The organism is Bradyrhizobium commune (genome assembly GCF_015624505.1).
Lineage (GTDB): Bacteria > Pseudomonadota > Alphaproteobacteria > Rhizobiales > Xanthobacteraceae > Bradyrhizobium > Bradyrhizobium commune.
Genome location: NZ_CP061379.1, coordinates 6,422,293 through 6,446,988 on the forward strand (window position 1 = coordinate 6,422,293; position 24,696 = coordinate 6,446,988).

Annotated in this window: 24 protein-coding genes and 1 pseudogene; 8 read left to right on the forward strand and 17 right to left on the reverse strand. The window is 58.0% G+C overall.

Annotated features, from left to right (window positions below):
• A complete protein-coding gene (locus IC761_RS30085; protein WP_195800279.1) occupies positions 1 to 972 on the reverse strand; it encodes a fumarylacetoacetate hydrolase family protein in 972 nt (323 codons plus the stop codon).
• Positions 973 to 1,879: 907 nt separating this feature from the next.
• Here IC761_RS30085 and IC761_RS30090 point away from each other — a divergent pair.
• A complete protein-coding gene (locus tag IC761_RS30090; RefSeq protein WP_195800280.1) occupies positions 1,880 to 2,716 on the forward strand; it encodes an IclR family transcriptional regulator in 837 nt (278 codons plus the stop codon).
• 248 nt (positions 2,717 to 2,964) lie between these two features.
• On the opposite strand, the gene IC761_RS30095 is transcribed toward IC761_RS30090, so the two are convergent.
• The 7 genes from IC761_RS30095 to IC761_RS36120 all read right to left on the reverse strand — a co-directional run bounded on the left by IC761_RS30095 (position 2,965) and on the right by IC761_RS36120 (position 8,480).
• Entirely contained in the window at positions 2,965 to 3,759 is a 795-nt protein-coding gene (locus tag IC761_RS30095) for an SDR family NAD(P)-dependent oxidoreductase (RefSeq protein ID WP_195800281.1), read from the reverse strand.
• Positions 3,760 to 3,985: 226 nt separating this feature from the next.
• Positions 3,986 to 4,705 carry an ABC transporter ATP-binding protein gene (locus IC761_RS30100; protein WP_195800282.1) on the reverse strand — a complete coding sequence of 240 codons (720 nt, stop codon included), beginning with the start codon at positions 4,703 to 4,705 and terminating at the stop codon, positions 3,986 to 3,988.
• A complete protein-coding gene (locus IC761_RS30105) occupies positions 4,705 to 5,457 on the reverse strand; it encodes an ABC transporter ATP-binding protein (protein WP_195800283.1) in 753 nt (250 codons plus the stop codon). Before IC761_RS30105 ends, IC761_RS30100 begins: the two co-directional genes overlap by 1 nt.
• On the reverse strand, positions 5,454 to 6,329 hold the full coding sequence (locus IC761_RS30110; protein ID WP_195800284.1) for a branched-chain amino acid ABC transporter permease: 876 nt from the start codon (positions 6,327 to 6,329) through the stop codon (positions 5,454 to 5,456). The genes IC761_RS30105 and IC761_RS30110 overlap by 4 nt, the downstream gene beginning before the upstream one ends.
• 8 nt (positions 6,330 to 6,337) lie before the next feature.
• Positions 6,338 to 7,207, reverse strand: a complete 870-nt coding sequence (locus tag IC761_RS30115; RefSeq protein WP_195800285.1) for a branched-chain amino acid ABC transporter permease — start codon at positions 7,205 to 7,207, stop codon at positions 6,338 to 6,340.
• Positions 7,208 to 7,240: 33 nt separating this feature from the next.
• Entirely contained in the window at positions 7,241 to 8,323 is a 1,083-nt protein-coding gene (locus IC761_RS30120; protein WP_246791365.1) for an ABC transporter substrate-binding protein, read from the reverse strand.
• A gap of 22 nt (positions 8,324 to 8,345) precedes the next feature.
• Complete coding sequence (locus IC761_RS36120; protein ID WP_283814462.1) at positions 8,346 to 8,480, reverse strand: hypothetical protein; 135 nt, start codon at positions 8,478 to 8,480, stop codon at positions 8,346 to 8,348.
• A 913-nt stretch (positions 8,481 to 9,393) separates the two neighbouring features.
• Between IC761_RS36120 and IC761_RS30125 the strand changes: the two genes are divergently transcribed.
• Positions 9,394 to 9,531, forward strand: coding sequence for a hypothetical protein (locus IC761_RS30125; protein ID WP_438265061.1), 138 nt, complete (start codon positions 9,394 to 9,396; stop codon positions 9,529 to 9,531).
• Between the two features lie 933 nt (positions 9,532 to 10,464).
• Here IC761_RS30125 and IC761_RS30130 read toward each other — a convergent pair.
• The 8 genes and pseudogenes from IC761_RS30130 to IC761_RS36230 form a co-directional block, all read right to left on the reverse strand.
• Positions 10,465 to 11,229, reverse strand: a complete 765-nt coding sequence (locus IC761_RS30130; protein WP_195804810.1) for an SDR family NAD(P)-dependent oxidoreductase — start codon at positions 11,227 to 11,229, stop codon at positions 10,465 to 10,467.
• Between the two features lie 62 nt (positions 11,230 to 11,291).
• Positions 11,292 to 12,065, reverse strand: coding sequence for an enoyl-CoA hydratase/isomerase family protein (locus IC761_RS30135; protein ID WP_195800287.1), 774 nt, complete (start codon positions 12,063 to 12,065; stop codon positions 11,292 to 11,294).
• Positions 12,066 to 12,228: 163 nt separating this feature from the next.
• Positions 12,229 to 12,810 carry a nuclear transport factor 2 family protein gene (locus IC761_RS30140; RefSeq protein ID WP_195800288.1) on the reverse strand — a complete coding sequence of 194 codons (582 nt, stop codon included), beginning with the start codon at positions 12,808 to 12,810 and terminating at the stop codon, positions 12,229 to 12,231.
• Positions 12,811 to 12,836: 26 nt separating this feature from the next.
• Positions 12,837 to 14,243 (reverse strand): FAD-dependent oxidoreductase, encoded by a 1,407-nt coding sequence (locus tag IC761_RS30145; protein ID WP_195800289.1) that lies wholly within the window; start codon positions 14,241 to 14,243, stop codon positions 12,837 to 12,839.
• A 28-nt stretch (positions 14,244 to 14,271) separates the two neighbouring features.
• The gene (locus tag IC761_RS30150; RefSeq protein ID WP_210338495.1) at positions 14,272 to 14,859 is read right to left on the reverse strand and encodes an NADPH-dependent FMN reductase; all 588 of its coding nucleotides are present in this window, start codon (positions 14,857 to 14,859) and stop codon (positions 14,272 to 14,274) included.
• 12 nt (positions 14,860 to 14,871) lie between these two features.
• Positions 14,872 to 16,017, reverse strand: a complete 1,146-nt coding sequence (locus IC761_RS30155; RefSeq protein WP_246791366.1) for an LLM class flavin-dependent oxidoreductase — start codon at positions 16,015 to 16,017, stop codon at positions 14,872 to 14,874.
• 378 nt (positions 16,018 to 16,395) lie between these two features.
• Positions 16,396 to 17,265, reverse strand: a complete 870-nt coding sequence (locus IC761_RS30160) for a substrate-binding domain-containing protein (RefSeq protein ID WP_246791367.1) — start codon at positions 17,263 to 17,265, stop codon at positions 16,396 to 16,398.
• 105 nt (positions 17,266 to 17,370) lie between these two features.
• Positions 17,371 to 17,496 (reverse strand): annotated as a pseudogene (locus tag IC761_RS36230) (transcriptional regulator); the annotation flags it as partial.
• Positions 17,497 to 18,131: 635 nt separating this feature from the next.
• On the opposite strand from IC761_RS36230, the gene IC761_RS30165 reads away from it, so the two are divergent.
• Both IC761_RS30165 and hisD read left to right on the forward strand, forming a co-directional pair.
• Positions 18,132 to 18,674 (forward strand): DUF3237 domain-containing protein, encoded by a 543-nt coding sequence (locus IC761_RS30165; RefSeq protein WP_210338496.1) that lies wholly within the window; start codon positions 18,132 to 18,134, stop codon positions 18,672 to 18,674.
• A gap of 131 nt (positions 18,675 to 18,805) precedes the next feature.
• The gene (gene hisD, locus IC761_RS30170; RefSeq protein ID WP_195800293.1) at positions 18,806 to 20,119 is read left to right on the forward strand and encodes a histidinol dehydrogenase; all 1,314 of its coding nucleotides are present in this window, start codon (positions 18,806 to 18,808) and stop codon (positions 20,117 to 20,119) included.
• 203 nt (positions 20,120 to 20,322) lie between these two features.
• Here the strand turns inward: hisD and IC761_RS30175 are convergent, their stop codons facing one another.
• Complete coding sequence (locus IC761_RS30175; protein WP_195800294.1) at positions 20,323 to 21,237, reverse strand: LysR family transcriptional regulator; 915 nt, start codon at positions 21,235 to 21,237, stop codon at positions 20,323 to 20,325.
• A gap of 102 nt (positions 21,238 to 21,339) precedes the next feature.
• On the opposite strand from IC761_RS30175, the gene IC761_RS30180 reads away from it, so the two are divergent.
• The 4 genes from IC761_RS30180 to IC761_RS30195 all read left to right on the forward strand — a co-directional run bounded on the left by IC761_RS30180 (position 21,340) and on the right by IC761_RS30195 (position 24,661).
• Entirely contained in the window at positions 21,340 to 21,948 is a 609-nt protein-coding gene (locus tag IC761_RS30180; RefSeq protein WP_195800295.1) for an FMN-dependent NADH-azoreductase, read from the forward strand.
• Positions 21,949 to 22,031: 83 nt separating this feature from the next.
• Positions 22,032 to 22,907 (forward strand): pirin family protein, encoded by an 876-nt coding sequence (locus tag IC761_RS30185; RefSeq protein ID WP_195800296.1) that lies wholly within the window; start codon positions 22,032 to 22,034, stop codon positions 22,905 to 22,907.
• Positions 22,908 to 23,241: 334 nt separating this feature from the next.
• Positions 23,242 to 23,478 (forward strand): NAD(P)H-dependent oxidoreductase, encoded by a 237-nt coding sequence (locus tag IC761_RS30190; RefSeq protein WP_246791368.1) that lies wholly within the window; start codon positions 23,242 to 23,244, stop codon positions 23,476 to 23,478.
• Positions 23,479 to 23,893: 415 nt separating this feature from the next.
• Complete coding sequence (locus tag IC761_RS30195; RefSeq protein WP_195800297.1) at positions 23,894 to 24,661, forward strand: SDR family NAD(P)-dependent oxidoreductase; 768 nt, start codon at positions 23,894 to 23,896, stop codon at positions 24,659 to 24,661.
• Positions 24,662 to 24,696: the final 35 nt, after the last annotated feature.

A 24,696-nucleotide genomic window follows, 5' to 3' on the forward strand; every position in this document is an offset into this window, starting at 1 on the left:
TCAGGCGCTCGGCATGTATCTTCGCGCCGGAGGCAATTCGACATAGGGAGAGCCTTCCCTCACTTGGATGGACATGGAACCGATGCCGGCCACTTCCATCGATACGGTGTCGCCCCCTTTTATAGGAGATGGACGGATCTCACCATTGTGCCCCCACTGCTCGACCCAGCACAAATTCGGAGCCGTGCCCATCGCAATGACGTCGCCAACTTTTATCGTGGCACCCCGGGACACATAGGCAATCATCTCCTCGATCGAATAGATTGAATGTTCGGTATCACCCTCGCCGATGAGTTCGCCGTTTCGCGCCAGCTTCATTGGCACTTTTAGACGATCGCCGACCCGATATTTCTCGATTTCGGATTTTGTTACAATGCACGGACCAAGCGTATTGCCGCTATCTTTGCCCTTGGTAGGCGCAAGAGTATCGTGCCTGAGCACGTCTCGCGCAGACCAGTCGAGGAAAATCGTGTATCCGCCGATCGCTTCGCCCGCCTGCGCCGGTGTCATATCGCGTCCGCCCCTAGCCATAACGGCAGCAAGCTCGACCTCACAGTCATAGTAGCTGCTGTTCGGAGGGATGATCACGTCATCGCTCGGGCCGAGCAAAGCGCTATTATCACACACATAAAACATTGGATGACTGTAGAGCCGCTCTGGAAGCTTCCCCGTCCCCGCTCCGCCTGGCCCGCCGCCATCGGGGAACATCCACTTCAACGCCCCAAGAAAATGTACTTCGAATCCCATAAAGTCCTTCAGACTCGTCGGCTGAATTGGAGCCAGCAGCTTCACGTCAGCAAGCTTGAGCGAAGGACCGGCGGATAATCTTGTCTCGAGCGAAGCACGCTCCTCCGCACTCATCGCCAATACATCGACAATCGACTGAGCATCCCTCAACACGAAAAGATCCTCGCCCTTCCAGATGCAGGACTTCTCCTCCCCATAGCAAGTGGCGACCCTCACCAGTTTCACCTGACTTCTCCCTGGTATTTGCGCTGAATTTCCAGCGATATTGTGCCTAACCGTAATACGTGAAAATCATTTTCATATCAAGCTAGAATCTTGAATCGTTATCAATGGAAACTGGTTCTGGTGACTTCTGGCCGGATTGAGTTCCACGAAGCGCGAGACAACCACGCGGCGGTGCCGCACCCCTTTGCAAAAAGACGGTCAACAAGACTCAACGATTATCGGCGGACTGCAATAAGAACGCGAAAAAGGGGCGCCGCGATTGTTAAACCTTCTTGCGTTCTATCGGCGGTTTTGTCGTCGGTCGCGGCCCCCGGCGCAGAAGGTGGTACCGTCATCTTTCGAAAGGCGTAACGACTGTACAATGGAATGGTTGGTCGGGCTCGTCTTCAACCGAACTCCATTCATCATCATGGGAAGCTGCAAGTCGAGATCGGACGCATGATGCATGACGTTCTCTCCCGTGAGAGATTCACCGCACTACCGCAGCACATGCGCTAGCGCCATGGAGCTATTGTAACCGCTCACGTCCAGAACATCATCTTTCTTGCCGTCCGGATAGTATTCTGCTGAGACGGATTGGTGGGATCCCTCGCCAGCGACGTAATGATCCCGGTTTCTGCGCCGGCCGGCTGCATGACTTGGCTGATCGACGAGGAAGCATAAGACTCCAGGATTCGCGGATGCCAATCGATACTACGCGCTTGGCAGATGGCTTGAGCTCCGAATTTGGGGGTTGTCGCCAGAATCAAGGTGTCCACGCCAGTGGACTTGAGCGTGACTAGCTGCGAATCGGCAGTGTCATTGTTAAAAGCGCGCTTGCGTACTTCAGGATGATCAACGCTACCTTTGCAATGGCGCGCAATAGATGCTGAATATGCTTGAAGTCGAGGATCATTGGAGGAGCGCAATGACTGCGCGGGAGAAGTCGCGTCGCAAGCCACGCCAAGTCGAATTGCAGATTGCGGGATCGGAGGACATGGCGGACGATAGTCAGTTTCTCACAGCCCTCGCCCGCGGGTTGACCGTTCTTGAAACCTGCGTCAAGGCTGGCGCGCCAATTGGGACAGGTGAGATCACCAAGGAAACTGGGCTTTCTCTGCCGACGGTCTCCCGTATGGCCTACACTCTCTATCAACTTGGTTACCTTCAATACATCTCGCGGGAGCGGCTTTACGTTCCCGGGCCGCGCTCTGCGTTACTCTCCGCCTTGATTTCGATGCGTATTAACTTGCGAACTGTGGCCCGGCCGTTGATGGAAAAGCTGACGCGAGAGACAGATTGCAGCGTTGGGATCGGTACGCTCGTCGATAATCAAATGCGGTATCTCGATGCCTTCGAGGCTGAGTCGATAATCGGTTTGCGGCTCGATGTGGGAATGCAGCTGCCGGTTCTTAACACTGCTATAGGCCGCGCTTATCTTGCGGGAGTTTCAGCGGAAACCTGCGATGAGATTTGTGAAAAGCTGCGGCCGAGAGAAGAAGCGGAGTGGAACGACTTGCGCGCAAGAATCAAAAGTAGTCTGCGGCATTACAGAGACCATGGATATTGCATCAGTATCGGTGAGTGGCATAAGCAGATCAACTCGGTCGCCGCTCCCATTAGTGATCCGAGCACACGGGGGGTCTACGTAGTGGTAGCGGGGGCGCCAGCTTACTCCCTCCCCAAAGAACGGCTTCGCGAGGAAATTGGTCCGCGCCTTCTGGCATTGGTTGCCGACGTCAAAAAGGCGGTAGGCAGCGGGTAATACACACAGCAAGCGCAATCGACTTAACCCAGGATTGACGTAAATCACGCACCCACCTGTCCGCATCCAGCTGTTTCCATCCATCATGGGCTCGCAACCGCAAAAGAGGCGACGCTGGCACGATGGTCCACTTTTGCGGCACGGGGGAGGATTTCTATGGCGCGGCACCCGTGAAATCGACATGACCGCGTTTGCCACGCGTTCATTCCTCGCCGTCGAACACCTGCGATTACACATCCAGGGTGGATTCACGTGAGTTGCGATACGTTGGCCGGCGCGCGAAATACGGTAGATGATGCGCCACCGTCGACGGCCAGCACTTGGCCGGTAATGAAACTCGCTTCGTCGCTGGCGAGAAACAAACACGCTGCCGCAACTTCCGCCGCGCGGCCTGCGCGGCCGAGCGGCGTTATATCCACCGATATGGCGCGAAATCGCGTACTCGAGCGGAGCCGCTCCTCCGTAAGCGGGGTTTCGATAATGCCGGGTGCGATAGCATTAACGCGAACGCCGTGCACGGCGCAGTCGTTGGCCATCTGCCTGCTCAGGCCAATGACGCCCGCCTTCGTCACGGCGTAGGAAGAATTGTTGGGAAAACCGAGAAGCCCCTGTGCGGACGCGATGTTGACGATCGCGCCCCCTCGGCCTTCAGACCGACACAATCGAACGAACGTCCGTGAAATGCGAAACACACTACGTAGATTCACATCCAGAAATAGATCCAGCTCAGCATCCTCTGTATCGTAGATCGAGTGCGCCCCGCCTATTCCCGCGTTGTTGACAAGGATATCGGGAAGGCCGAGACCTGCTTTGGCCTTTTCGATGATCTCCTCGCCGGCGTCAGGGTTGCTAACGTTCACTTCAGCCGCGACTGCGCGACCACCTGCATGTGCGCAAAGTTCAACCGTCTGGCCGAGTCCGTCCGCGAGCCCTGCGGCGATCACCGTTGCTCCTTCGCTTGCAAAGGATACGGCAATGGCCCTTCCTATGCCGGAACCGGCGCCAGTCACGATCGCAACTTTTCCGTCCAACCTGGCCGACATCGAATACTCCTGTGAATGCCCTTGTTTTACTAACGTTCGGCGATTAATTCTTGTGAATCCAGCCACGACTGGGGCATTAGGGATGAAGGATGCAGCTATCGGTCAGTTACTGACGGACGCCAGCGTAAAGACCGCGTCGGCAGTGAGCGTCTCCGCGGGGTCCGGCCGCAGACCGTGCAACTTGCTCAGTAAGCATCTCTTCGCGCTCATCTCTTATGCGCCCCGCTCAGTACAATTCCATAAGCTTGGTGCGATCCATGATCGAGGCTGGCTTCCCCAAGTAAAGAATTCTTCCCGCCTTTAGCACAAGGGCAAGGTCGGCCACCCGCAGTGCGGTCTGGACGTTCTGTTCGACAAGGATGATCGAGAATTGCAGGATCTTCTGAGCGTCCTTAATGGTGATGAGCAGATCTTGGAATAGTTTGGGGGCAAGCCCGATCGACGGCTCGTCGAGCAACAGGCTCTTCGGGTTGGCAGCAAGTGTGCGTGCCAGCGAAAGCATCTGCTGCTGACCGCCGGACAGGAGCCCGGCCCTGCGGTAGAAAAACTCGCGCAAGATAGGCAAAGGCTCGACGACGCGCTCGATGCGTGCGTTGCGCTCTACCTGGCTGAGCTTGAACGCCGCGAGTCCGAGTTTCAAATTGTCCTCTACGGTGATGTTGGGGAAGACGCCCCTGCCTTCCGGCATATAAGAGATACCGTAGCGCATCCGTTCTACCGGCGGCACTCCCTGTAGATCCCTGCTGCGACAGGTGATGGTTCCCTCGCGCGGTGGCAACATGCCGTAGAGAAGCTTGAGCAGCGTAGACTTACCGGCTCCGTTGTGACCGATCAAAGCCATGGTTTGCCCTTGGCCGAGAGTAAAACTGATGTCGTTCAACACGATCCGATCAGCATAACCGGCGCTGACACCGGAGAGTTGCCATTCCGTTGCGACCGCGGACATCAGGCGACCTCCCCGAAATAAATGGCGGTCAACTCCGCATCGTTGAGGATGCGGTCCGGCGAACCTTGGTCGAGGACTGTGCCGCGATCCAGGAATGCAATCTCGTCGGAGATGCCCCGCACAATGTCGAGGTTGTGCTCGATGAGGCAGATGGCGACGCCGGCATCGACGCTCTCGCGCAAGACGGAAAAGAAACGGTCGTAAGAACTGAGGTCGAGGCCTGATCCAGGCTCGTCAAGAAGCCAGACATTGGCGTTCATCGCGATGATGCGGCCGAGCGAGAGGAATTTCTGCTCTCCATAGGAGATATCGACGGCTAGTTCGTCGCGCAGGTCGGCCAGACCGACCTGCCTGAGTATCTCCTCGGCCCCTTCACGCCAGATACGCTTATCAGATCCAGGCGCAAGGAACGACCAGGGGCTGCGCTCCATGACTGTCAGCACGTTCTCTAGCACGGTCATGTGGGAAAACAGGCGCAGCGCCTGGAAGGAACGCGCAATGCCTCTTAGCGCGATAGCACGAGGTGTCAGGCTCCGGATCGTCATGCCCTTATGAGTGACTGAGCCCTGATCCGGTCGAATGTGACCGGTTATGATGTTGAACATAGTGGTCTTACCGGCTCCGTTCGGCCCGACAAGTCCTGTTACTTTTCCGAAAGGCAGCGACAGAGTGACATGATTAGCGGCGGATATGCCGCCGAAATGCTTGCTAACATCCTTTAGTTGCAAAGCAATCCCGGTAGGCTTGCTCATGTCTTCGCCCTTGCTTTACCCACAATTCCAGCGGGTTGATAGATCATCAACAGTACCATCGCCAGACCATAGAGACTTTGCTGCAGATAACCGATGTTCTGCGGTGGCAGCGGCAACCAGCTCAGCGCCGCCGGCAGGAACTGGATCAGCGCGGCGCCGACGATCGGTCCAGCGATAGTGCCCGCCCCGCCGATAATGACCATCGCCATGATCAGCACGGAAACATTCAGCGTGAAGCCATCAGGATTCACGAAAGCAACGTTAAAGGCATAGAGCACACCCGCGACCGCGCAAAGCGCCGATGACGCCGCCACCGCGATTGATTTGATAACCGCCACGTTTTTGCCTGCGGCGGTGGCAGCAGTCTCGTCATCGCGAATCGCACGGAGGTCGCGCCCGAACGATGTCCGCAAGAGGATTATCACGGCTATTGCCACTAGCATGACCAGAACGAGCGTTACCGTCATAAACGCAAGCGGCGAGCTCAGTCGGTATCCGAACAGCACGGCGACTGGAATGCCAATCAGACCGTTCAGGCCACCTGTCACCGACTGCCACTGCTCGAACAAGGTGAAGGCGATGACCTGCAGCCCAAGCGAGGCGGCTACGAAATACTCCCCGCGGACTCGCAGCGCCGGCAGTGATACGCACACTGACGTGGCGGCGCAGGCCGTCATGGCAAGCGGAATCGCGATCGCCAGTTCCGCAGTGTAGTGAAGTGCAAGCAGTGCGGCGACATAAGCTCCGACGCCGTAAAACGCGGCGTGCGCCATTGAGAAAATGCCGGCATATCCGATCAGCAAGTTAAGGCTGATGGCAAGAATCATGCTGATCCCGGTTATCGTCAATAAGTTAGCGACATAGTTGGCCATGGGGCAACCTATACGCGGGATTTCTGGCCAAGGAGGCCGGACGGGCGCAGGAGGATGAATGCCAGCAGGATCACGAAGGTAACCGCATCACTCCAGCCCGCCGGCAGTCGCCAAAATGATAGGCTTTCCGCGACGCCCAACAGGAGGCCGCCGAGACCCGCGCCGCGCAAGCTACCAATGCCGCCGATGATCGTCGCAGCCAAACTGATTAGCATAACCCGATGCCCAGCCGACGGTGTCAGTCCAGCAATAATGGTCTGGAAGACGGCGGCGGGTACCACCAACAAGGACCCAATCATAAGGGCGATCACGCAGAGCCGCTTTGGGGATAGGCCGAAGACTGTAATCAATTCGGGATTGTCTGCAAGGCTACGCAGTGCGAGCCCCATCTGAGTACGCTCGAAGACATAGTTGAGAGCTAGGAAGATTAGCGGGGTTACCGCGAGTATGATCACTCCGAGCTGGGAAACATAAAGCCCCCGGAACGAATGAGCCCGCGACAAAGTTGACGTTACAGAAACAAAACCACTGCCGAAGATCATCGCGAGCACATTCTCCACGACGATTGCCACACCGAACGACGCGACGAAAATTGTGAAAAAAGCCCCTGCATCACGCTGCACCGGGCGGTAGACAAGCAACTGCACCAAAAAGCCGAACGTAGTGGCTAGAACGATCGCCGCCAGGACGGCGATGTGCCATGGAAAATCAAAGACGCTGACGCAGGCGTAGAAGCCATATCCTGCAATGAGATAGGTTGCACCGTGCGCATAGTGAAAAGTTCGAGTCATTCCGAAGACGATCGCGAATCCGACAGCCATCAGGGCATAGATGGCGCCGGCCTGGATGCCGTCCACGAGCAGCTGCAACAGGAGCATCGGAATTCCATTCGGGTGCGAGCGACAGACGCCCTATTGGAGGACATGTACAGCTTTGCCCTCAACGATATTGATCTGTTCGGGTACCGTCACCGTCCCGTCGTCGCGTAACTCAAGCTCACCACCAATTATCGCAAAGGACCTGATCTCGAGAAATTTGTCACGAATGGCCCTGCCGGTAACCTCTTTGCCAGACCTTTCGAGTTCACTGAGTGCCTTGGCCAGGATCATGATGGCGTTATAGAAATTGGCGTCGTAGGGGATTGGGTCCACGCCAAATTTCTGACGAAAGCCTTCGACGAAGCGCCGCGTCAATGGATCTTTCGCCGACCAATCCGCCTTTTGGCTGACATAGATCATGCCCTCACTTGCTGGGTCGGCGATAAGGCTCTGATAGCCAAGGGTAGCAACGCCGACGACTGGCGCGTTTACACCATTATCACGCAACTGTTTCACGAGTGAAACGAGCAAATCCCCACCTTGATAGGCAACGAACACCGCCTCGGCACCGCTCTCCCGCAATTTTGTGGCAACGCTGGCAAACTGCGAAGTCGAGCTGGAAAGTGCAAAAGAAGCAACGATCTCTTGGCCGTTCTTTGGTGCATCCTTGCTCAGGACTCTCGCAATACCCTGACCAAGTGGATCGTCTACATAGACCAAGGCGATCTTCTTGATATTCTTCTTCCCTGCCAGATACGGAAGAAGGGTGCTCACCTGGCCATCAGCGAGCGGGATAACACTATAGAGATATGGCGAGAGGCCAGCCAAGTCAGGTGACGACGCCGCCACATTCAACACCAGTACTTCTCCGCGCGCACCGAGCGGCGTGATCGCCTTCGTCACGCCCGAAATGCTGGTCAGCACAACCGGAACCCGCGTTATGCTAACCAGCTTGTTCATGGCGATGACAGCGACCTGTGCCTGGGCTTGACTATCTTCGAGCACCAGCTCGATCGGCTTCTTGAGCACTTTGTCGGCGTTGATTTGTTCGATTGCGAGCATCGTCGCTCGCAGATGCTGCTCTCCAATGGACGCGGTCTGCCCGCTCATAGGAAACAGCGCACCGATCTTGTAAGCATCTTGAGCGATCGCGCTGCTTCCCAACAGTACAGCCATGGCCACAGCGCCGGATAATCGCTTAAAAATTGTCACCATCTTCCTCCCATCCGGCACCGATCATGTTCGGATGCTCATTATTTGTATTTGCTTGTTTGGAAACTTGGGTGTCGGAAGCGACATCACCGGTTGATGCAGCAAGACCTTCACCGGTCATTTGCTACCTTCTCCCTCGCGGCCAAATCAACTTCCGGCTCTCTTCATCTTTGCTTCGCCTGATCGCCTCGCTAGACGCTTTTTTGGCGTTCATCGGAAGGTGAAGGTTCAGTTCTCGGCAGACCTCCCAGCAACGCGTGAAAATGATTTTCACTAATTGCGCTCGTTGTCAATGAGTTTTGATCGATGTCAAGCGGCTCTTTCCACGCTCCACGTCGTTCAAAGGTGCGGTTTTTGGCCCGAACTTGCCGATAAATCGTCTTCTACAATTGCCAACCATGCCATTCCCGCTGTTCTGAAATAACGAGATACTGCTGGGCAGCTTGACAAGAAGTGGATCGTGCTGTGTTTTGGGGGTGGCGGCATCGTGGGTAGGAAATTTCTATCCGCCCAAGGTTCGCACTTTCATCGACTTCCTGGCTTCCGGAAAAGCGTCTGCTCAGAGGCAGACGAGGAGCGATCGGCAAATTGATCTGCTCGACAAAAAAGTCGTGCCGCAGACAATCAATGGAAACAGAGCGGGCCCCGCATCGGGCAATTGCGGCGCTTGCAAGCCAAACAGCAACGCGAATGTCAACAACGCAACGATCCGCAAGACCCTGATGTTACTCGCGGCTTCTCTCTTCGTAGGATTCGGAAGTGTGTGATTCACTGTCGCATGCGCCTCCGTAGCGACTGGATTGCACGGCCGTGCTTGGATGCAAGACAGACCGAGTGGAGCGAGCACGGCCCGGATATGTCCGATCAAATCACTGGCCGAAGCGCCTCTCCCGCGTAACGTCAGCGTACGCCATTTTCCTACATGGCTCGGCAGTGGCTGCTGCGAGCTGCCGTTTCCTGCGCGCCCGGATTGCTTCTAGCACAGAGGCGGTTGTCGACTACGACCCTCTTGGCCACCGCGCCCGTCATGTCCAATGATGAACTCACAGAACAATGCCGTTCAGGCGGCGCCATCGAAAATACTGGTTCCGGGGGCGACTGGCGGCACGGGGCGCGCGATCGTCGCGCAAGCGCTCGCACGCGGCGAGGACGTGACCGTGCTCGTGCGCTGACCGAGAAAGCGGCGGACCTGGAAGGGGTGGAGCAGCGTGTTCGGCGCCGTGTTCAGGTTATGAAGCACCGAGGCAATCGCCGACGCTTGAGCGACGAGCGGCAAATACTCGGTCGCAACGAACAAACTGCCAGAGCAGGATGGTCTGGCCCTGTGCCTGCGGCATCGTCAGGCCCTAGCTCCGGTGAAGACGCATCAGCAGGATGTGGACCTGGAGAATGATCTGGTTCTCATCGTCCGCTTGTCGCCAATCAGGGCACGGAAGTGCTGGTTGGGCTTGTGGACATCCTCCCGGCAAACGTCATACCCGCCCCCGGGATGGTGCGCATCCTCACGTACCCATTGTCCATCGGAATTTCGCGATTTCCGTGGTGTGGATCCAGATCGTCCAAACAGCGTCTTGCAAAGATCGCAGCGAGTCGATGATGCATCGTTGCGATGCGGTCTGTCCCGATTCACCGTTGGCCATCACGGTAAAGTTCGGGGCAATGACCTCGATACGACTCTATAAGCCCAGGTAAGCTATCCGGATTGGCGCATCCGCTGCAGATTGTCTTACTGTGATCCACCGATCACCCACGTCAACGACGATAACTTTTTTCTCGGCGTTCGGCGCTGCGAGACGGTCCTCATCCTTCTTGTAGCAACCAGGAAAAAGGCCGGGGTCGACGATACGACCCCGGCAGTTGAGGGAGGAGCGCCTAGGGCGCCCAAGCCGGCATTCGCCAATCAATCTTATAGGCCCGCTGCCGGCGGCGGATTCGCGGTACGTTCGCCCGAAGCTCGCTCCGAGCCAAATGTCGGCGAGCATCCGTGAGCGGACCTCGCCTTGACGCACAATTCCTCCAGCTACAGGATCAATTATCGAGGTCGTTTCAAAGAACAGCTGCAGCTGATTGTTCAACGAAGTACGGCCCATACTTCGCATTTTTCCTCAATCCGCCGTCCAGCCACCGTCCAGAAGCAAGCTACTACCAGTGACCAAGCTGGAGGCATCGGAGGCCAAATAGACAATCGCCCCAAGTAGATCCTCGATTTGACCGAGCCGACCTAGTTTTATTTTTGACAGTACTTCAGCCTTGAAGTCAGCATCCTCAAAAAACGGCTTTGTCATCGGGGTCTCGATGAACGTGGGAGCGATTGTGTTGCTGCGGATTCCATGGGGCGCAAAATCGAGCGCAAAAGCTTTATTCATCCCTTCAAGCCCCCATTTAGAGGCGCAATAGAGCGATCGGTTGCGAGCACCGACATGGCCCATTTGAGAGCCAACATGTATGAGTGAGCCGCGAACCTCTTCTGCAATCATACGCTTCGCTGCGGCCTGTCCGACGAAGAAGGCGCCTTTTAGATTTAGACCGACAACCACATCGTAGTCCTCTTCGCTCACTTCGATTGCAGACTTCGGTCGGTTCGTTCCCGCATTGTTGATAAGAACATGATAAGCTGGCCGGCTTTTAAAAAAAGCCGCGACAGCAGCAATATCCGTGACGTCAAGTATCATCCAATCGGCGGTCTGACCTCGACCGCAGATCGCGTTCGCCGCGGCCTCGATCTCGCTCGATGAGCGCGCGATCAGCGTCACCTTGGCGCCTGCTTCCGCAAGCGCTGCGGCAGCGGCAAGCCCAATACCTCGCCCGGCGCCGGTCACGACGGCACGACGCCCATCAAGTCGAAAACTTGGTGTCGTGGGTAAGTGCATTTCCATTTCACTAAAGCCATTTCTTCGCGAGGCCTTCACGGACTCCGCCAAGCTGCAGTCCCTCAATACTTTTCCAAATAGAGATTCATGGTAGCGAGCGCCAAACCGTACGGTACCAGCTCGTGCATCTCGCGACGGATACGTTCCACGATGCACTTGCGCGTATTGCGCAGCGCGGTCGTCGAGCGCGTCGAAAGCTTTTCGGCGATCGTCCACGCGCGCGGGTTCAGCGCATCCCCAGACATCACCTCTCCGACCATGCCCAGCTCATGGGCTTGCCGTGCCGTCAGTTCCTCGTCCATGAGCAGGAAATAACGTCCGCGATTAGGTCCGAGCAGCATTGGAAAGAGAACGTGAACGCCGTCCCCAGGAACCAGCCCGGCAGGAAAATGACCGGAATCGGCGAATGTTGCCGTGTCTGCGGCAAGGACGATGTCGCAGAGTAGCGCGAGCTCGCAATGGCGTGTCGCCGGCCCATTGACTGCGGCGATCATCGGTGCCTCGATAGCCAGAAGTGCGTCCATCATGGCTATCATTTCGCGCTGTGCCGTGTTCGTGTACTCAGTGTCGGTCGGCGGACGGTCCGGCCAGTACTTGGTCGCATCGTTTGCAGTGATCCGCGGGCCGCAGAATTCGTTTCCGGCGCCCGTCAAAATGATCACGCGATTTCCATAATCATCGCCGACTTTCCGAAAGAGCTCGGGCAGTTCGAGATGTGCAAGCTTACTCCATTGCAGGGGACCACCGTTCGTATGCAGCGTGATCTGCAAGATGCCGTCCCGGCGTTCCAATTTCGCGCATTGATACCTGTCAGCATAGTTCTCAAAGGTGCTCATAGTTTCTCCCCTCATCAGTGATTGTCCGCCTATCGACAGGTGGCGCCGGGTTTCCAGCTTGGCTCGATCGGTCAGTTTGGCAGCAGGCGAAAACGGATCTGGTAAATATTTCCCCGAAGGACTGTTGAGGAACTGGCAAAGACATCCTGAAGCCTATTCGGAACTACTGGCATATGCCCAATGCACGTAGCTCTTGAAAAGAGAAGTCATCGCCGTCCCGACGGCCTCGCACCCAACTGGGGCCCCCTTTCGGCTCCGGCTGCATGTCGACGACAATTGACGATTCATAGACGATCGTACGTCTTTGAATCTTCCAACGGTTGTTTCGCCGCTCGAATCGATCAACGCTGCGCCCGGAAATCAGAAGCACCTTGCCTGAAGTCGTATTGCCCTCGACGTCTCCTACGAGCTGGGAGAGCGCATCTTTCGCTTCAGGCGGATAGCACTGAACCACCTGCGCGTAGCTTTCGACAAGTGCGAGGTCTGGTCCGGCGAAATCAATAAGGACGTTGCCAAAGCTGTGCCAGGAGACGCTGATCGTCTTATGCCGCTCCCTTACCCAGAAGACGAATTCCTCAACGGTCAGGTCTTTACCGTGATTGTCGACCGCATCCTCGTGGTAGACCTCCCGGATCAAGTTGTAATCCAGCCGGTCGATGGCACGGGAATAGCGGGCGAGCACGTCTAGAATCTCGATCCGATCGGCGGTCCGTTCGAGTGTGAATTGGTCGGTCCTGGCCGTCATATTGCCTCCCTGCGCCTTCTCGGGAATCACTTTGCTCTGGTTGTGGCGGCTGCGTTCCCACCTGCTAGCCTCCCGAATATGGCTGCTTTTCCAAGGGCAGATCCGCTCGAATAGTCCTGGCCGTGGAAGCCGCCGACAACCTCCCCGGCAGCGAAGACGCGCGGGATATGCTCACCATATGGGTTCACCAAGCGCATCGCGCGGTCTACGGCCAGACCGCAGTAGCTTGCAATCAGCGCGGTCGCACAAGGATATCCGTAAAACGGCGGTTTCTCGATTGTCGGTGGCACTCCGAAATTGCCGCTCAGACTCGCGCGGCCGAACTCGGTGTCGATCCCCGCGCGGATGTCGTCGTTGTAGCGCACCACGGTCTGCTCAAAGATCTGAGGGTCGATGCGGAGCCGCTCGGCTAGTTCCGCTAATGTATCGGCCCGAACCATAAGACCGTTCTTTTCTGCTAAGTCGTAGTTGCAGGGATTGGGCACCGGCTTGGACATTGCCATTATTCGGCCGTCGAGTATCTGGAAGCCGACCGCTTCAGGTTGCTTGAGGCAGGCTTCGCCGATTTCCTTGTATGAAATGGACTCGTTGACAAAGCGCTTGGCTGCGCGGTTCACAATGATGCTGCCATCATACATCGACACGATCAGGATCGGCCGATCATCACGCGCAGTACCAAGATAGGAATTCAACGAGAAGCCGAAAGTCCCCTTAAGATAACCGACGTCGCGATGGTCGGCGCCCAACGCCAGGCCCATCAGAAATCCGTCGCCCGTATTTGCCTCTCCGCCACCTCGGAGCGCGGCTCGCAGATGAGGCGCGTAGCGGTCGATGAGCTCCTCGCTCTGCGTGAATCCCCCCGTAGCGATCACTACGCCGGAAGTCACGCAAAACTCGAATGGGCCATCTTTGGCACAAACGGCAACCGTAACGGGATCATCATGGGAGCGCCCCGGGCGGATACGCTGAGCTGCGCACTCAGTGCGGTAGGCGATCCGCTGGACCTGCGAGATCCTTTTGCGGAGCGCTTCCATCATTTGGCGCGGATCGACTGAATGAGCCCTGGGGACCGACATGCTTGAGGCCAAGGTGACCGGACCGAACTCGACGCCGTGCCTCTGCAGCCATTCGTATGCGTCCAGCTGCCTCTCGACGTAAACGTCGGTAAGATCGGGATCGTTCTTGCCGTTACCGCACTTCATCAAGTCGGCGCGCAGCAAATCGACCGAGTCTTCGACGCCCAGCGCCTTCTGGGCCTCGGTTCCCGCGAAGGCAAAGCCTCCCCCGCTCTGCACTGTGCTTCCCCCGTAGCTGCTCGCCTTTTCTATCAGTGTGACCTCCGCGCCAGCTTCGGCCGCCGACAGGGCCGCGCAAAAGCCAGCCAGGCCTCCACCGGCTACGAGGACTTCCGCGCGCCTATTTTGTTTCGACACTACTAATCCTCTGTCTCATAACTCTGGATTAGGCCGCGCGCCCCATAGTCTTCCAGGCATTAGCCAGTTCGTAGACCTGTTGTCCGACAAGCTCGAGATGGGCGGTGACTGTCGGGTCGACACACTCGCCATCCTTGAAGGGTGTCTGGGCCGAGTTGATAGCGGCCCCGAAGGGTGTGGGCCAGGAACGCAGAGCATGTGCGACGGATCGAAGCGCGCTGAGAGTTGAACCGGTAGCTTGCCAGCCGTAGGCGCACACAATGATTCCGAACGCCCGCCCGTGGAGATAGGGGCGGACATCCGTGCGTAAGTCTTCGACGTAATCTAGCGCATTCTTGACTAGGCCGGAAATCGATCCGTGGTATCCCGGAGAGGCTATGATCACACCGTCAGCTTCCCTCAATGCTGTGATAAGTGCGGTCGCGCTAGCATCACGGTAGGGTAGATCGGGCGAGTAGAGCGGCAGCTCTAAATCGGAGCCCGCAAAGATACGCGTGCGGGCTCCAAGCGATCCGGCAGCCGCAATGGCATGCCGAAGCGCAGTCTCCGAGGTAGACCCGGGCCGGGTTGTACCGCCCAACCCGACTATGAACGGAGCATGCATGTGGGCCTCCATATCCGAGACATCTCAACCGGCCGCATTTGAATGCTGTGGTTTGAATTGTGCCCTGAGACCGCGAGTTTCGAGGATGGGCAACACGTCCCGATTGAAGCGTGCGATGCCATCCTTGAAATTCACAAACGTCATCAGCAGGCCATCCAGCCCTGCGTCGGACAGCGAATGAAGACGGTCAACGATGCTATCGGCAGAACCCACAATCAGCGCTCCTCCACCACCAGCCGCAAAGTTGCGGCGGAGTGAGTGCATCACTTCCGGTGAGGCTCCCTTGCTGGACACTTCTTGTTGCGCCACAAAGCGATCGACGCTCTCAGTGTCCGCATTCTCGACGGCGTAATATTCGACGTAGCGTTCGGCCTCTGCCTGGGTGTCGCGCTGAACTACGGGAGCGAAGGCCCACACTTGCACCTTGCGTCCGAACTCTTCGAGCGCGTACCGTTTGTAATCGGAAATCTGTTGTTGCCACGCCTCAGGACGTTCCGCGTTGAACAGAACGAAGCAGATGTCGGCCTGCTCGCAAGCAAAACGTCGTCCGATTTCGGAGCCGCCCGCGTTCATGATTGGAGGATAAGGTTTTTGGACGGGCTTGGGCATCGACATGCCCTTCTCGATATTGTAGAATTTCCCCTTGAAGTCGAACTCGTCTTCTTCGGTCCAGAGTCGTTTGAGGATCGCAAGCCATTCTGCCAAATGCTGGTATCGTTCGGTATGTTCCTTTAAGGGTGCACCGAACATCTCCAGTTCTGGCTTATTCCAGCCCGCTACAATGTTGAGCGCGAGCCGCCCGCCAGTAATGGCGTCGATCGTGGCACACTGCTTTGCCGCAACAATTGGATGCATCGTCGGCGCGTGAGTAGTCGGGAATATGGCTGAGTACCGCGTCGCTTGTCCGATCGCAGCTGAAAGGGTGAACGGATCGAAAACGACGCCCGTCGGGTGCTTTGTATTGCCGGGCACAAAGCCTTTATAGCGCGCGTACGCAACGATGGCTTCGTATCCGGCGCCGTCCGCCATCTTCGACGCTTCTAGGGCGTTGGCCCAACTTGGCCTGTAGGCTTCGGGAACGAGCGTCTGGGCCGAGCCCCTGCCATTTAAGCCGAAGATGCCGAGCTTGAGGCGGTTCTGTCCGAAGATGGGATTCGTCTGATCGTTCATAGCCATTTCCACGTGATGGTCGGAGCTCTTACTAGTCTCCGATATGTCGTGGATGACTCTAGGCTGGATCATCGCCGCGGATTAGCGGACAAGAGCGAAAAACATTATTTCCCGCCCGGAATGAATGGCCTGTCCTGCTGTAGCCGCGATCGATCTGTAGGAGGAAGCCGTCGCCATAGCTCGCCATTACGGATTGGCACACGGCGAGCGGCTGTGGCTGCATGCCCGCAAACTTCACAGACGCCTAATGCTGCTGGACCGTCCGATGGTGCGAGAGGATTGCGTACATGGTCAGCGGCCTTGCGACATGCGAAGCAGCGAGGCGCCCAATCGGCCTGCTCCATCGGCCAGTTCCAATTGAACGGACTCGCACAGATCCTATCCAGCGGGTCTGACGACGGCAGGCCGCCACACGTACTGAGTTTCGACCCTTTCAACCCCTACTTCTGGTCGTCGTGCAGAATTCCTTACGATCAAATCTCCCTTGACTATCACCTGTCGCGGCGAGGACGTACCTCGCTGGATCAAGTCCATGAGAAGACGTGTCGTTTCGCTCGTCATGATTTCGATCGGCTGCGAATAGCTCGTTAGCGAGAATGATGGCCATCTCGCCGGGCCGGCATCATCGAAGCCTACGATCGAGATGTCGTCGGGGATCCGAAGACCGAATTCGCTGCGACACACCTCCAACGCAGCCAGTGCCATGTGATCGTTTGCGCAAAAGAGCGCGTCGGGAATGGGACCTTGCTTGCACATCAGGCGAACCGCATCCCTGGCCGCTTCGAACTCGTAGTTGCCCACGATGCGCAGAGGCTCTCCATAGCCGTTCTGGGCCAACCAACTCGTGAAGCCATGCTCGCGCTCGCGACTAGTGGAAGTGTGTTCTAGACCGGCCATGAAGCAGAAGCGCCGGTGGCCACTAGCGGCAAGGAACTCCGCGATCGCGCGGGCTCCGTTAACATTATCACCGGTGACGCTCGACACGCTGCTATCGTTCGTCGCGCGATTGAACATTACCACCGGAATGCCGGAGTTGTCGCATTCCCGAGCCAGGCTCGAGGACATGGTCGTCGAACATAGCACCAGGCCGTCCACCTGAAACTGGAGTACTTTCTCAATCCCAAGATCGACCGTGCCGTCCTGATCGGGCGTGAAGAGCAGGACTTGGTAGCCGAGAGCTTGAAGCTCGCGCGAGAGTGCCTGAAGGGCCTGAGGATTGAACTGATTTTCAAGATAGCCGACCGCCACACCTATCACACGCGATTTGCGAGTGATGAGTGACCGCGCGATCAAGTTAGGCCTGTAGCCCAGCGTGCGTGCCGCTTTCAGAATCCGTTTACGCGTAGCTGCAGCGACGCTGGCACCAGGAGTGAATGCTCTTGAAACGGCGGATTGAGATACACCGGCGAGCTTCGCGACGTCAGTGGCGTTTACCTCGCGAGAGACCCGCTCGTCGCCTGCGTCTTGGCCCCTTCTCATATGCTGTCGCTCGCGGCGGAAAATCCCAAGTCTGCTTTACGACATAGCTTTGCTTCGCCGCAACGAAAGTGCCGAATTTTCACGTTTTGCTCCAGGCGCTGTAATCCTCACGTCCGGCCATGTTGCCCTCCAGTTGACATGCTCGAGCGATGCTGTTCATGCACCGCGGTTAGAGCAGTTGCTGTGAGGGCAATCCCGTCCCGCCGCGCATTCCGGTAGCTCGAGTCCTCGGGGCTATCGGTCCGAAATTGGCCGGCTCGTACAGTCATCTCCCAGATAGGCGGCTTGGACGGGTCGGCAGCCCCTGCACGTCCACCGTGGAGACAATCGGGAGCATCGATGCTCCGATCGATCCGGTTGCGACTGCACCGGCAAGGCTTCTTGACGTTGCGGTGGCAAGAGTGCTCTTCCCGACGGTTTCGCACGTTTCATGAAAATATTGCATACGAATGCAGAGCTCAATCGCGAGGAAGTCAGGGATGGTCCTGTCGTTGGCTAGAGATTACAGGGCGGTCTCGGTAGGAAACAAGCACCAAATCTCGCTCGAACATGCGGTTATGGTTGGGATTTCTTTAGAAAGACGCTGCAATGGCAGAGACTTCATAAGACTGACAGTCGAATGGGAAATCCGACACATGCAGGGAGAATCCAAAAGCGATGGACAAACGCCGATGATCGTGCATACGATTGCAAGAGGAAAAGCAGAGGACGTAAGAACCATCATGAGAAAGCTGATCGAAGAATTTGCGTTTGCCTTAACCCTGGAAGTGCCGACGCCCGTCGATCTGGGCAATATTCCAGCAGGAGGTCGGAAGGTGTCCACCATTGTCGGGGGCAAATTCGAGGGACCAACGCTGAGTGGACGGGTGATTGGCGGAAGCGACTGGCTGTTGATGCGGCCCGACGGCGTTCTCCAGATGGATGCCCGGCTTACGCTAGAAACAAAGGAGGGCCATGCCTTTGGCATGAGCTACACGGGATACCGCCACGGTCCCAGGGACGTGCTTGATCGACTGGGCCGTGGCGAAGCCGTCGACCCCGACACGTATTATTTCCGCGCGACCCCGGTCTTTGAGACGTCTTCTCCCGCGCTCGACTGGATCAACAGAACGATCTTCGCGGCGACCGGAACAAGGTCGGCGGAGGGGCCGACCTATTATATCTACGCGATCAAGTAGCCGGCATGCGAACCGAGCCCTCGCCCGCCGCTTGAGTGCATCGCGGCGAGAGGCGATTCAAAAGACAGATACTTGTGAATCTCATACGTGGCCCACGCGTGTGGATTGCAAAGCACTATTAGGGGAGCCGAATGTCCATTTGGTTGAAGCGAGCAGAGGCTCGCGACGCGGCCGACAGCAAGGTGCGCGGGATCGTCGAAGGCATCCTTGCCGACATCGAAAAGCGTGGCGATGTCGCGGTGCGCGAATTCTCGATCAAGTTCGACAATTGGGATCGAGAGAACTATCGTCTAAGCCCTGGAGAAATACAGGGCTGCATCGATCAGCTTGACGAAAGGGATCTGCGCGATATCGAGTTTGCGCAGAAGCAGGTCCGCAACTTCGCTCAAGTTCAGCGTGAAGCCTTGAAGGACGTCGAAGTTGAGACCCTGCCGGGTGTAGTGCTTGGGCATAAGAACGTGCCGGTTAATGCCGCCGGCTGCTACGTTCCGGGCGGCAAATACCCGCTGCTCGCTTCGGCACACATGTCCGTCATCACTGCAAAGGTCGCCGGCGTCAAGCGCGTCGTGACCTGCGCACCTCCGTTCGAGGGCAAGGCCGCACCGGCTATTGTTGCCGCGCAAGCCATGGCGGGTGCCGACGAGATTTACGTGCTCGGGGGTATACAGGCCGTCGGAGCCCTGGCGATCGGGACAGAGTCGGTCGCTTCCGTCGACATGCTTGTGGGCCCGGGGAACGCCTATGTCGCCGAAGCTAAGCGACAGCTTTTCGGTCGCGTCGGCATCGATCTCTTCGCCGGACCGACTGAGACGCTCGTCATTGCGGATGAATCAGTCGACGGCGAGATGTGCGCAACCGATCTGCTCGGGCAGGCTGAACATGGAGCGGATTCCCCTGCTATCCTGCTCACCACGAGCGAGAGGTTGGCGCGGGAGACGATGCGAGAGATCGAGCGGCTTCTCACAATCCTGCCGACTGCGGCGGTGGCGTCGCAGTCATGGTCACACTTTGGCGAAGTGATTGTCGCCGAGAACGAGGAAGAAATGGTTCGTATCGCCGATGAAATCTCATCGGAGCATGTGCAGGTCATGACTAGGGATCCAGATTATTTTCTGCGCAATATGACCAACTACGGCGCCTTGTTCTTGGGCCCGCGCACCAACGTCAGCTTTGGTGACAAGGTGATTGGTACGAATCATACCCTGCCCACGCGCAAAGCAGCTCGGTATACGGGGGGCCTTTGGGTGGGCAAATTCTTGAAGACATGCACCTACCAGAAAGTCCTGACCGACGAGGCATCGGCGATGATTGGTGAGTATTGTTCCCGCCTGTGTGCGCTTGAAGGCTTCGTGGGACACGCGGAGCAGGCAAATATTCGAGTGCGGCGCTATGGCCGGCGAAATGTGCCGTACGGTGGTAGGGCCGACCACATTGAGCGCCTGTGATCGAGGCGGTCCACCCCGCACATCTACCTCAACGCGGCGTCGACGCCCGGATTTAGAGCGGCGTCCGTCTGTTGCGGACCAACAATGTTGCGCGACACTCCCCTGCCCTTTTGCACGGAGGACCTCCTCCTTCTAGCGCAGTGTACGCGCCGCCTTCAGCTCGCGAAGTATCGCCGCTCGCCGCCCGCGACCGGCTCGGAAGGTCATCTTCCGGTCCCAACCAGTTGCTCCAGCAGCCATGAGCCGGCTGGTCCCGGAGGACGGTCCTGTCGATGCACAGCGGCGGTCGCGATCGTTGGACGACGCACATGTTTCGGCCACCTCGCGATCACCAGTTCCACAAGGCGACCTGCCTCGAGGTCGCTGGTGACCATGTGCACCGGCATATTACCCCAGCCCATTCCGGCCAGGAGCATCGCATGCTTCGCGCCCAGGTCCGCAAGGCGGCAGGTGCGTACGCTCACGACACCATTGTCGCGGCCTTTCGTCAGTTCCGAGCGGTCGGTCAGCACGAGCTGCAGGTGGTCGCGCAGGTCTTCGTCTTGCAGTGTCTCTCCGCTTTGCCTTTGCATCAGCGCCAAGGGATGCGTGGGCGCAGTGACCGGAACGAGTTCGATCGCATCCATGGCTACCGACGCCAACTCGTCCGATACGTTGGCGAAGTCGATGACGATGCCAAAGTCAGCGTGACCCTCCAGGACGGTCTTTACGGTCGCCCCCATGGACTCGACATAAAGCCGGGTCTGCACGGTCGGGAACCGCTGATCGAATTTCGACAGTACGATGAAGAGGGACGGCATCGGGAACATCGCGTCGACGACCATGGTCACTTCCGGCTCAATACCCTCGCGCAGCGCGCGTATCTGGCGCTCGAAGCCAGCGCTGGTCTCGATGACACGGCGCGCACGTGGAAGGAGCCCACGCCCGGCTTCGGTTAGATCCGGCCGATATCCGCTGCGGTCGAACAGGGGGACACCGACCGTCCCTTCGAGCTTCTGGATTGCGTAGGTGACGGAGGACTGCGAGCGGTTGAGCCGCCGGGCTGCCGCCGAAAAGCTCCCTTCCTCGACCGTGACCGCGAACACGTGCAACTGATCAAGGTTGATTCCGAACTCCATCGAATTCTCCGATAGACAATCTCCATTCTATCCCAGTTTTTTAGCGGAAGCAATAAGGCTATGTCCGGCGGCGAGTACGCAACGCACTGGATGGAGCACATCATGAAAATACTGCATGTCGATACAAGCATTACCGGCCCCGCCTCGGTCAGCCGCACGCTCTCTGCCGAAGTCGTCCGTGCCCAACGGCTGTTGCACCCCGACGCCGAGGTGACTGTTCGGGACCTTGCATCAGAGCCGATCGGCCATCTCTCCGGCGCGCATCTTCTGGCTGCGCAGGGAACCGTGCCCGAGCAGGAGGCTGTTCGCAACGACCTTTCTGCAGGACGCGGCGCGTTGGAGGAATTTCTCGCGGCGGACACCGTCGTCGTGGGTGCGCCGATGTACAATTTCACCATTCCAAGCCAACTGAAGGCGTGGATCGATCGTCTCGCGGTGCCGGGCGCCACCTTCCGCTACACCGAAAACGGCCCCGTGGGCCTGGCCGGACGCAAGAAGGTCATCGTCGCCTCCTCCCGCGGTGGCTTCTACGGGCCGGGCACAGCCGCCGAGGCGCTCGACCATCAGGAGACGTACCTGCGCGCGATCTTTAGCTTCATGGGCGTGACCGACCTTACGATCGTGCGGGCGGAAGGTGTTGCGCTGGGCGAGGAGGCCCGGGCGAAAGCCATCGATGGCGCGCGCAGCGAGATCGCCGGTTTGGCGGCCTAGTCGTTGGTCCGTCACGCTGTGCTCGCCGCATGCATTGCGGGGGCACGCTGGGCGGCCTCCAAACTCGATCGAGGAGACCTTCCATGACGAATCGCAGCGTTCTCTCCATCCGTACGCCCCGTCGCGAGCATATTGGCTCTCTCGAGACCCGTTTCGCGCTCGGCGATCCGATCGACCATGCCTACGACCCCTTCCTGACTTTAAGCCATCATGGCCCGCAGTTCTTCGGTCCGAACAACCAGGGCATGCCGTTCAGCGACCATCCCCATAGCGGCTTCGAAACCGTGACCTTCATCCTCGAAGGCGCGCTGGTTCACACCGACTCTGGCGGGCATCGGCGCACCGTCGAGAAGGGGGGCGTGCAGTGGATGACGGCGGGCGCCGGCGTGGTCCACAATGAGCAGGTCCCGCCAGACTTCTTTCGAACAGGCGGGCTGCTGGAGGTGATCCAGCTCTGGATCAACTTGCCATCGCGGCTGAAAATGACTCCGCCTGCCTATATCGGCGTTCAGGCCGAGGGTCTGCCTTCAGTGCCCCTGGCAGGCGGGGGTGGGAAGCTACATCTGGTCTCCGGCGAATATGCGGGCGCAGTCGCCCCGATACGCTCGATTACCGGCATGTTCATGTCCCAGGCAGATCTTGTTGCCGGCGGGCGGGTTGAACTACCCGCGCCACGCGGCCGCACTGTCCTCCTCTATGTGGTGCACGGCGAAGTGACGGTCGGCGGTCGGTCGGCGACTGGGGGCGACCTGATAGGTTTCGCTGACGATGGCGATGCGATCGCAGTCGAAGCGCTCTCCGACGCCATTCTCCTTTTCGGCCATGGCGATCCGATCCGCGAGCCTGTCGTGGCGCGTGGGCCGTTCGTTATGAACACCGAGGCGGAAATCGATCAAGCCTATAGCGATTTCCGCGCAGGCTTGTTCGGAGAGCCGCCGTCCGTCGCCGAGATCGCTTGAATGATGAACGGCGGGTTTCGAGAAACTCAAACGCCGCTTTGAATAGCGACAAAGAAGCGTGAAGCCGCCAAGCCGCAGCGGGCGACTGCCCTCCGAAGGCAAAGGTCACATGTTCGAATGGTGTCGAACGCGCCAGTCTTCTTATTTCTCAGGGCGATATGCGCGATACGATAAAAGCTCGATCGCATGCGCATTCGAGAGTCAGCACCCTGACAAAAACTCGACGCTGAGGGTCGATCGCTCAACAGTTTGCGACTTGTGACTCTTCATCGCGGCCCGGTTTCAAATAGGGTCGCGCTCAGGCGCCACTTTCCGCGACACCGAAAACGGCCCCGTGGGCCTGGCCGGACGCGAGAAGGTCAGCGTCGCCTCCTCCCGCGGTGGCTTCTACGGGCCGGGCACAGCCGCCGAGGCGTTCGACCACCAGGAGACGTACCTGCGCGCGATCTTTGGCTTCATGGGCGTGACCGATCTTACGATCGTGCGGGCGGAAGGTGTAGCGCTGGGCGAGGAGGCCCGGGCGACCGCCATCGATGGCGCGCGCAGCGAGATCGCCGGTTTGGCGGCCTAGTCGTTGGTGCGTCTCGCTGTGCTCGCCGCATGCATTGCGGGGCACGTTATTCGGGGACACGGCCGTCGAACTCAGGACCGGTGCGCAAATCCGACCAGCTGTTGACAGCGTCTGAAGATTATTCCGGCCTCTGAAAGAGTCTCTTGCGCCGGTGGCATTTGTCCGAGGCGTGGTTTCGCATACAGATCGTGCCAATATGAAGTTTCAGGGAAGAATCCGGACGGTCTCTTGACTGCGAACGGCATTGCCCAGTTGGGCGTTCTGATCACCGTTTTCGACCGTGGTCGGACCTCATCACCGTGCGCGATCACGTACCACGGGTCGCTCCGAAACGATTCTCGCGCCTCGGTTTGCCATCAATCGCGGCCTGACAGCCGTCGAGGCACGACAAGCCATACATTTCTCGGAGGGCCTCATGGTAGGTAGGCTTTCTGACAAGACAGCCATCGTCACTGGCGCGGGTTCGGGTATTGGCCGCGCGACCGCTATTCGTTTCGCTGAGGAAGGAGCAGTTGTAATCGCTTCGGGTCTCTCTGAGGGTCTCGAAGAGACCGCCGATCTGTGCAGAGCGAAAGGCGCCGTTGCCCTGGCCGTGGTCGCCGATGTCAGCCGGAGCGGTTCGGGGGAGGTCATACTTGACGCTGCCAACAATGTCTCCCGGTGTCCCAATGTGTTGGTGAATAATGTCGGTATCGCCGGCACGACCGCAGTCTACGATACGACGGACGAGGAGTTCGACCGCATCTTCGACATCAATCTCAAGAGCGTGCTGCGTATTTCTCGCCCATTTTTGCTGCTGTGTCGTTCCCAAGAGGCGCCAGGGTCGATCATCAACATATCCTCGGTGCAGGGCATTCTTGGATTTCAAAACAACGCATCCTATGCAGCGACCAAGGCTGGTGTCATAGGCTTGAGCAGGCAGATGGCCCACGATTGCGCCGCGTTCAATGTTCGGGTGAATGTGGTTGCACCCGGGATCATTGAACCGCCGCGGACTGAAGCCCGTCTGCGCGATCCAGCCTTCAGAAAATTTTCTGTTCAATCGACGCCGCTAGGCCGCGCCGGCCGTGCGGATGAGGTTGCCGCAGCATGCCTTTTCCTTGCCAGCGATGAAGCGAGTTTCATCACGGGTCAGGTACTCGCGGTAGACGGCGGGGCGTCGGCAACCGTGTTCCGTTCCTAGTGTTCGGAGACGACCATGCACTTTGTGAGCACCGG

Excerpts from the sequence above, each read along its gene's own strand:
- IC761_RS30120 (WP_246791365.1), bottom strand. The coding sequence starts at position 8,323 with ATGGCTGTACTGTTGGGAAGCAGCGCGATCGCTCAAGATGCTTACAAG.
- IC761_RS30095 (WP_195800281.1), bottom strand. The coding sequence starts at position 3,759 with ATGTCGGCCAGGTTGGACGGAAAAGTTGCGATCGTGACTGGCGCCGGT.
- IC761_RS30130 (WP_195804810.1), bottom strand. The coding sequence starts at position 11,229 with ATGCACTTACCCACGACACCAAGTTTTCGACTTGATGGGCGTCGTGCC.
- IC761_RS30125 (WP_438265061.1), top strand. The coding sequence starts at position 9,394 with ATGATGAACTCACAGAACAATGCCGTTCAGGCGGCGCCATCGAAAATA.
- IC761_RS30110 (WP_195800284.1), bottom strand. The coding sequence starts at position 6,329 with ATGGCCAACTATGTCGCTAACTTATTGACGATAACCGGGATCAGCATG.
- IC761_RS30105 (WP_195800283.1), bottom strand. The coding sequence starts at position 5,457 with ATGAGCAAGCCTACCGGGATTGCTTTGCAACTAAAGGATGTTAGCAAG.
- IC761_RS30185 (WP_195800296.1), top strand. The coding sequence starts at position 22,032 with ATGACGAATCGCAGCGTTCTCTCCATCCGTACGCCCCGTCGCGAGCAT.
- IC761_RS30175 (WP_195800294.1), bottom strand. The coding sequence starts at position 21,237 with ATGGAGTTCGGAATCAACCTTGATCAGTTGCACGTGTTCGCGGTCACG.
- hisD (WP_195800293.1), top strand. The coding sequence starts at position 18,806 with ATGTCCATTTGGTTGAAGCGAGCAGAGGCTCGCGACGCGGCCGACAGC.
- IC761_RS30165 (WP_210338496.1), top strand. The coding sequence starts at position 18,132 with ATGCAGGGAGAATCCAAAAGCGATGGACAAACGCCGATGATCGTGCAT.
- IC761_RS30195 (WP_195800297.1), top strand. The coding sequence starts at position 23,894 with ATGGTAGGTAGGCTTTCTGACAAGACAGCCATCGTCACTGGCGCGGGT.
- IC761_RS30150 (WP_210338495.1), bottom strand. The coding sequence starts at position 14,859 with ATGGAGGCCCACATGCATGCTCCGTTCATAGTCGGGTTGGGCGGTACA.
- IC761_RS30180 (WP_195800295.1), top strand. The coding sequence starts at position 21,340 with ATGAAAATACTGCATGTCGATACAAGCATTACCGGCCCCGCCTCGGTC.
- IC761_RS30155 (WP_246791366.1), bottom strand. The coding sequence starts at position 16,017 with ATGAACGATCAGACGAATCCCATCTTCGGACAGAACCGCCTCAAGCTC.
- IC761_RS30140 (WP_195800288.1), bottom strand. The coding sequence starts at position 12,810 with ATGACGGCCAGGACCGACCAATTCACACTCGAACGGACCGCCGATCGG.
- IC761_RS30100 (WP_195800282.1), bottom strand. The coding sequence starts at position 4,705 with ATGTCCGCGGTCGCAACGGAATGGCAACTCTCCGGTGTCAGCGCCGGT.
- IC761_RS36120 (WP_283814462.1), bottom strand. The coding sequence starts at position 8,480 with ATGACCGGTGAAGGTCTTGCTGCATCAACCGGTGATGTCGCTTCCGAC.
- IC761_RS30115 (WP_195800285.1), bottom strand. The coding sequence starts at position 7,207 with ATGCTCCTGTTGCAGCTGCTCGTGGACGGCATCCAGGCCGGCGCCATC.
- IC761_RS30090 (WP_195800280.1), top strand. The coding sequence starts at position 1,880 with ATGACTGCGCGGGAGAAGTCGCGTCGCAAGCCACGCCAAGTCGAATTG.
- IC761_RS30135 (WP_195800287.1), bottom strand. The coding sequence starts at position 12,065 with ATGAGCACCTTTGAGAACTATGCTGACAGGTATCAATGCGCGAAATTG.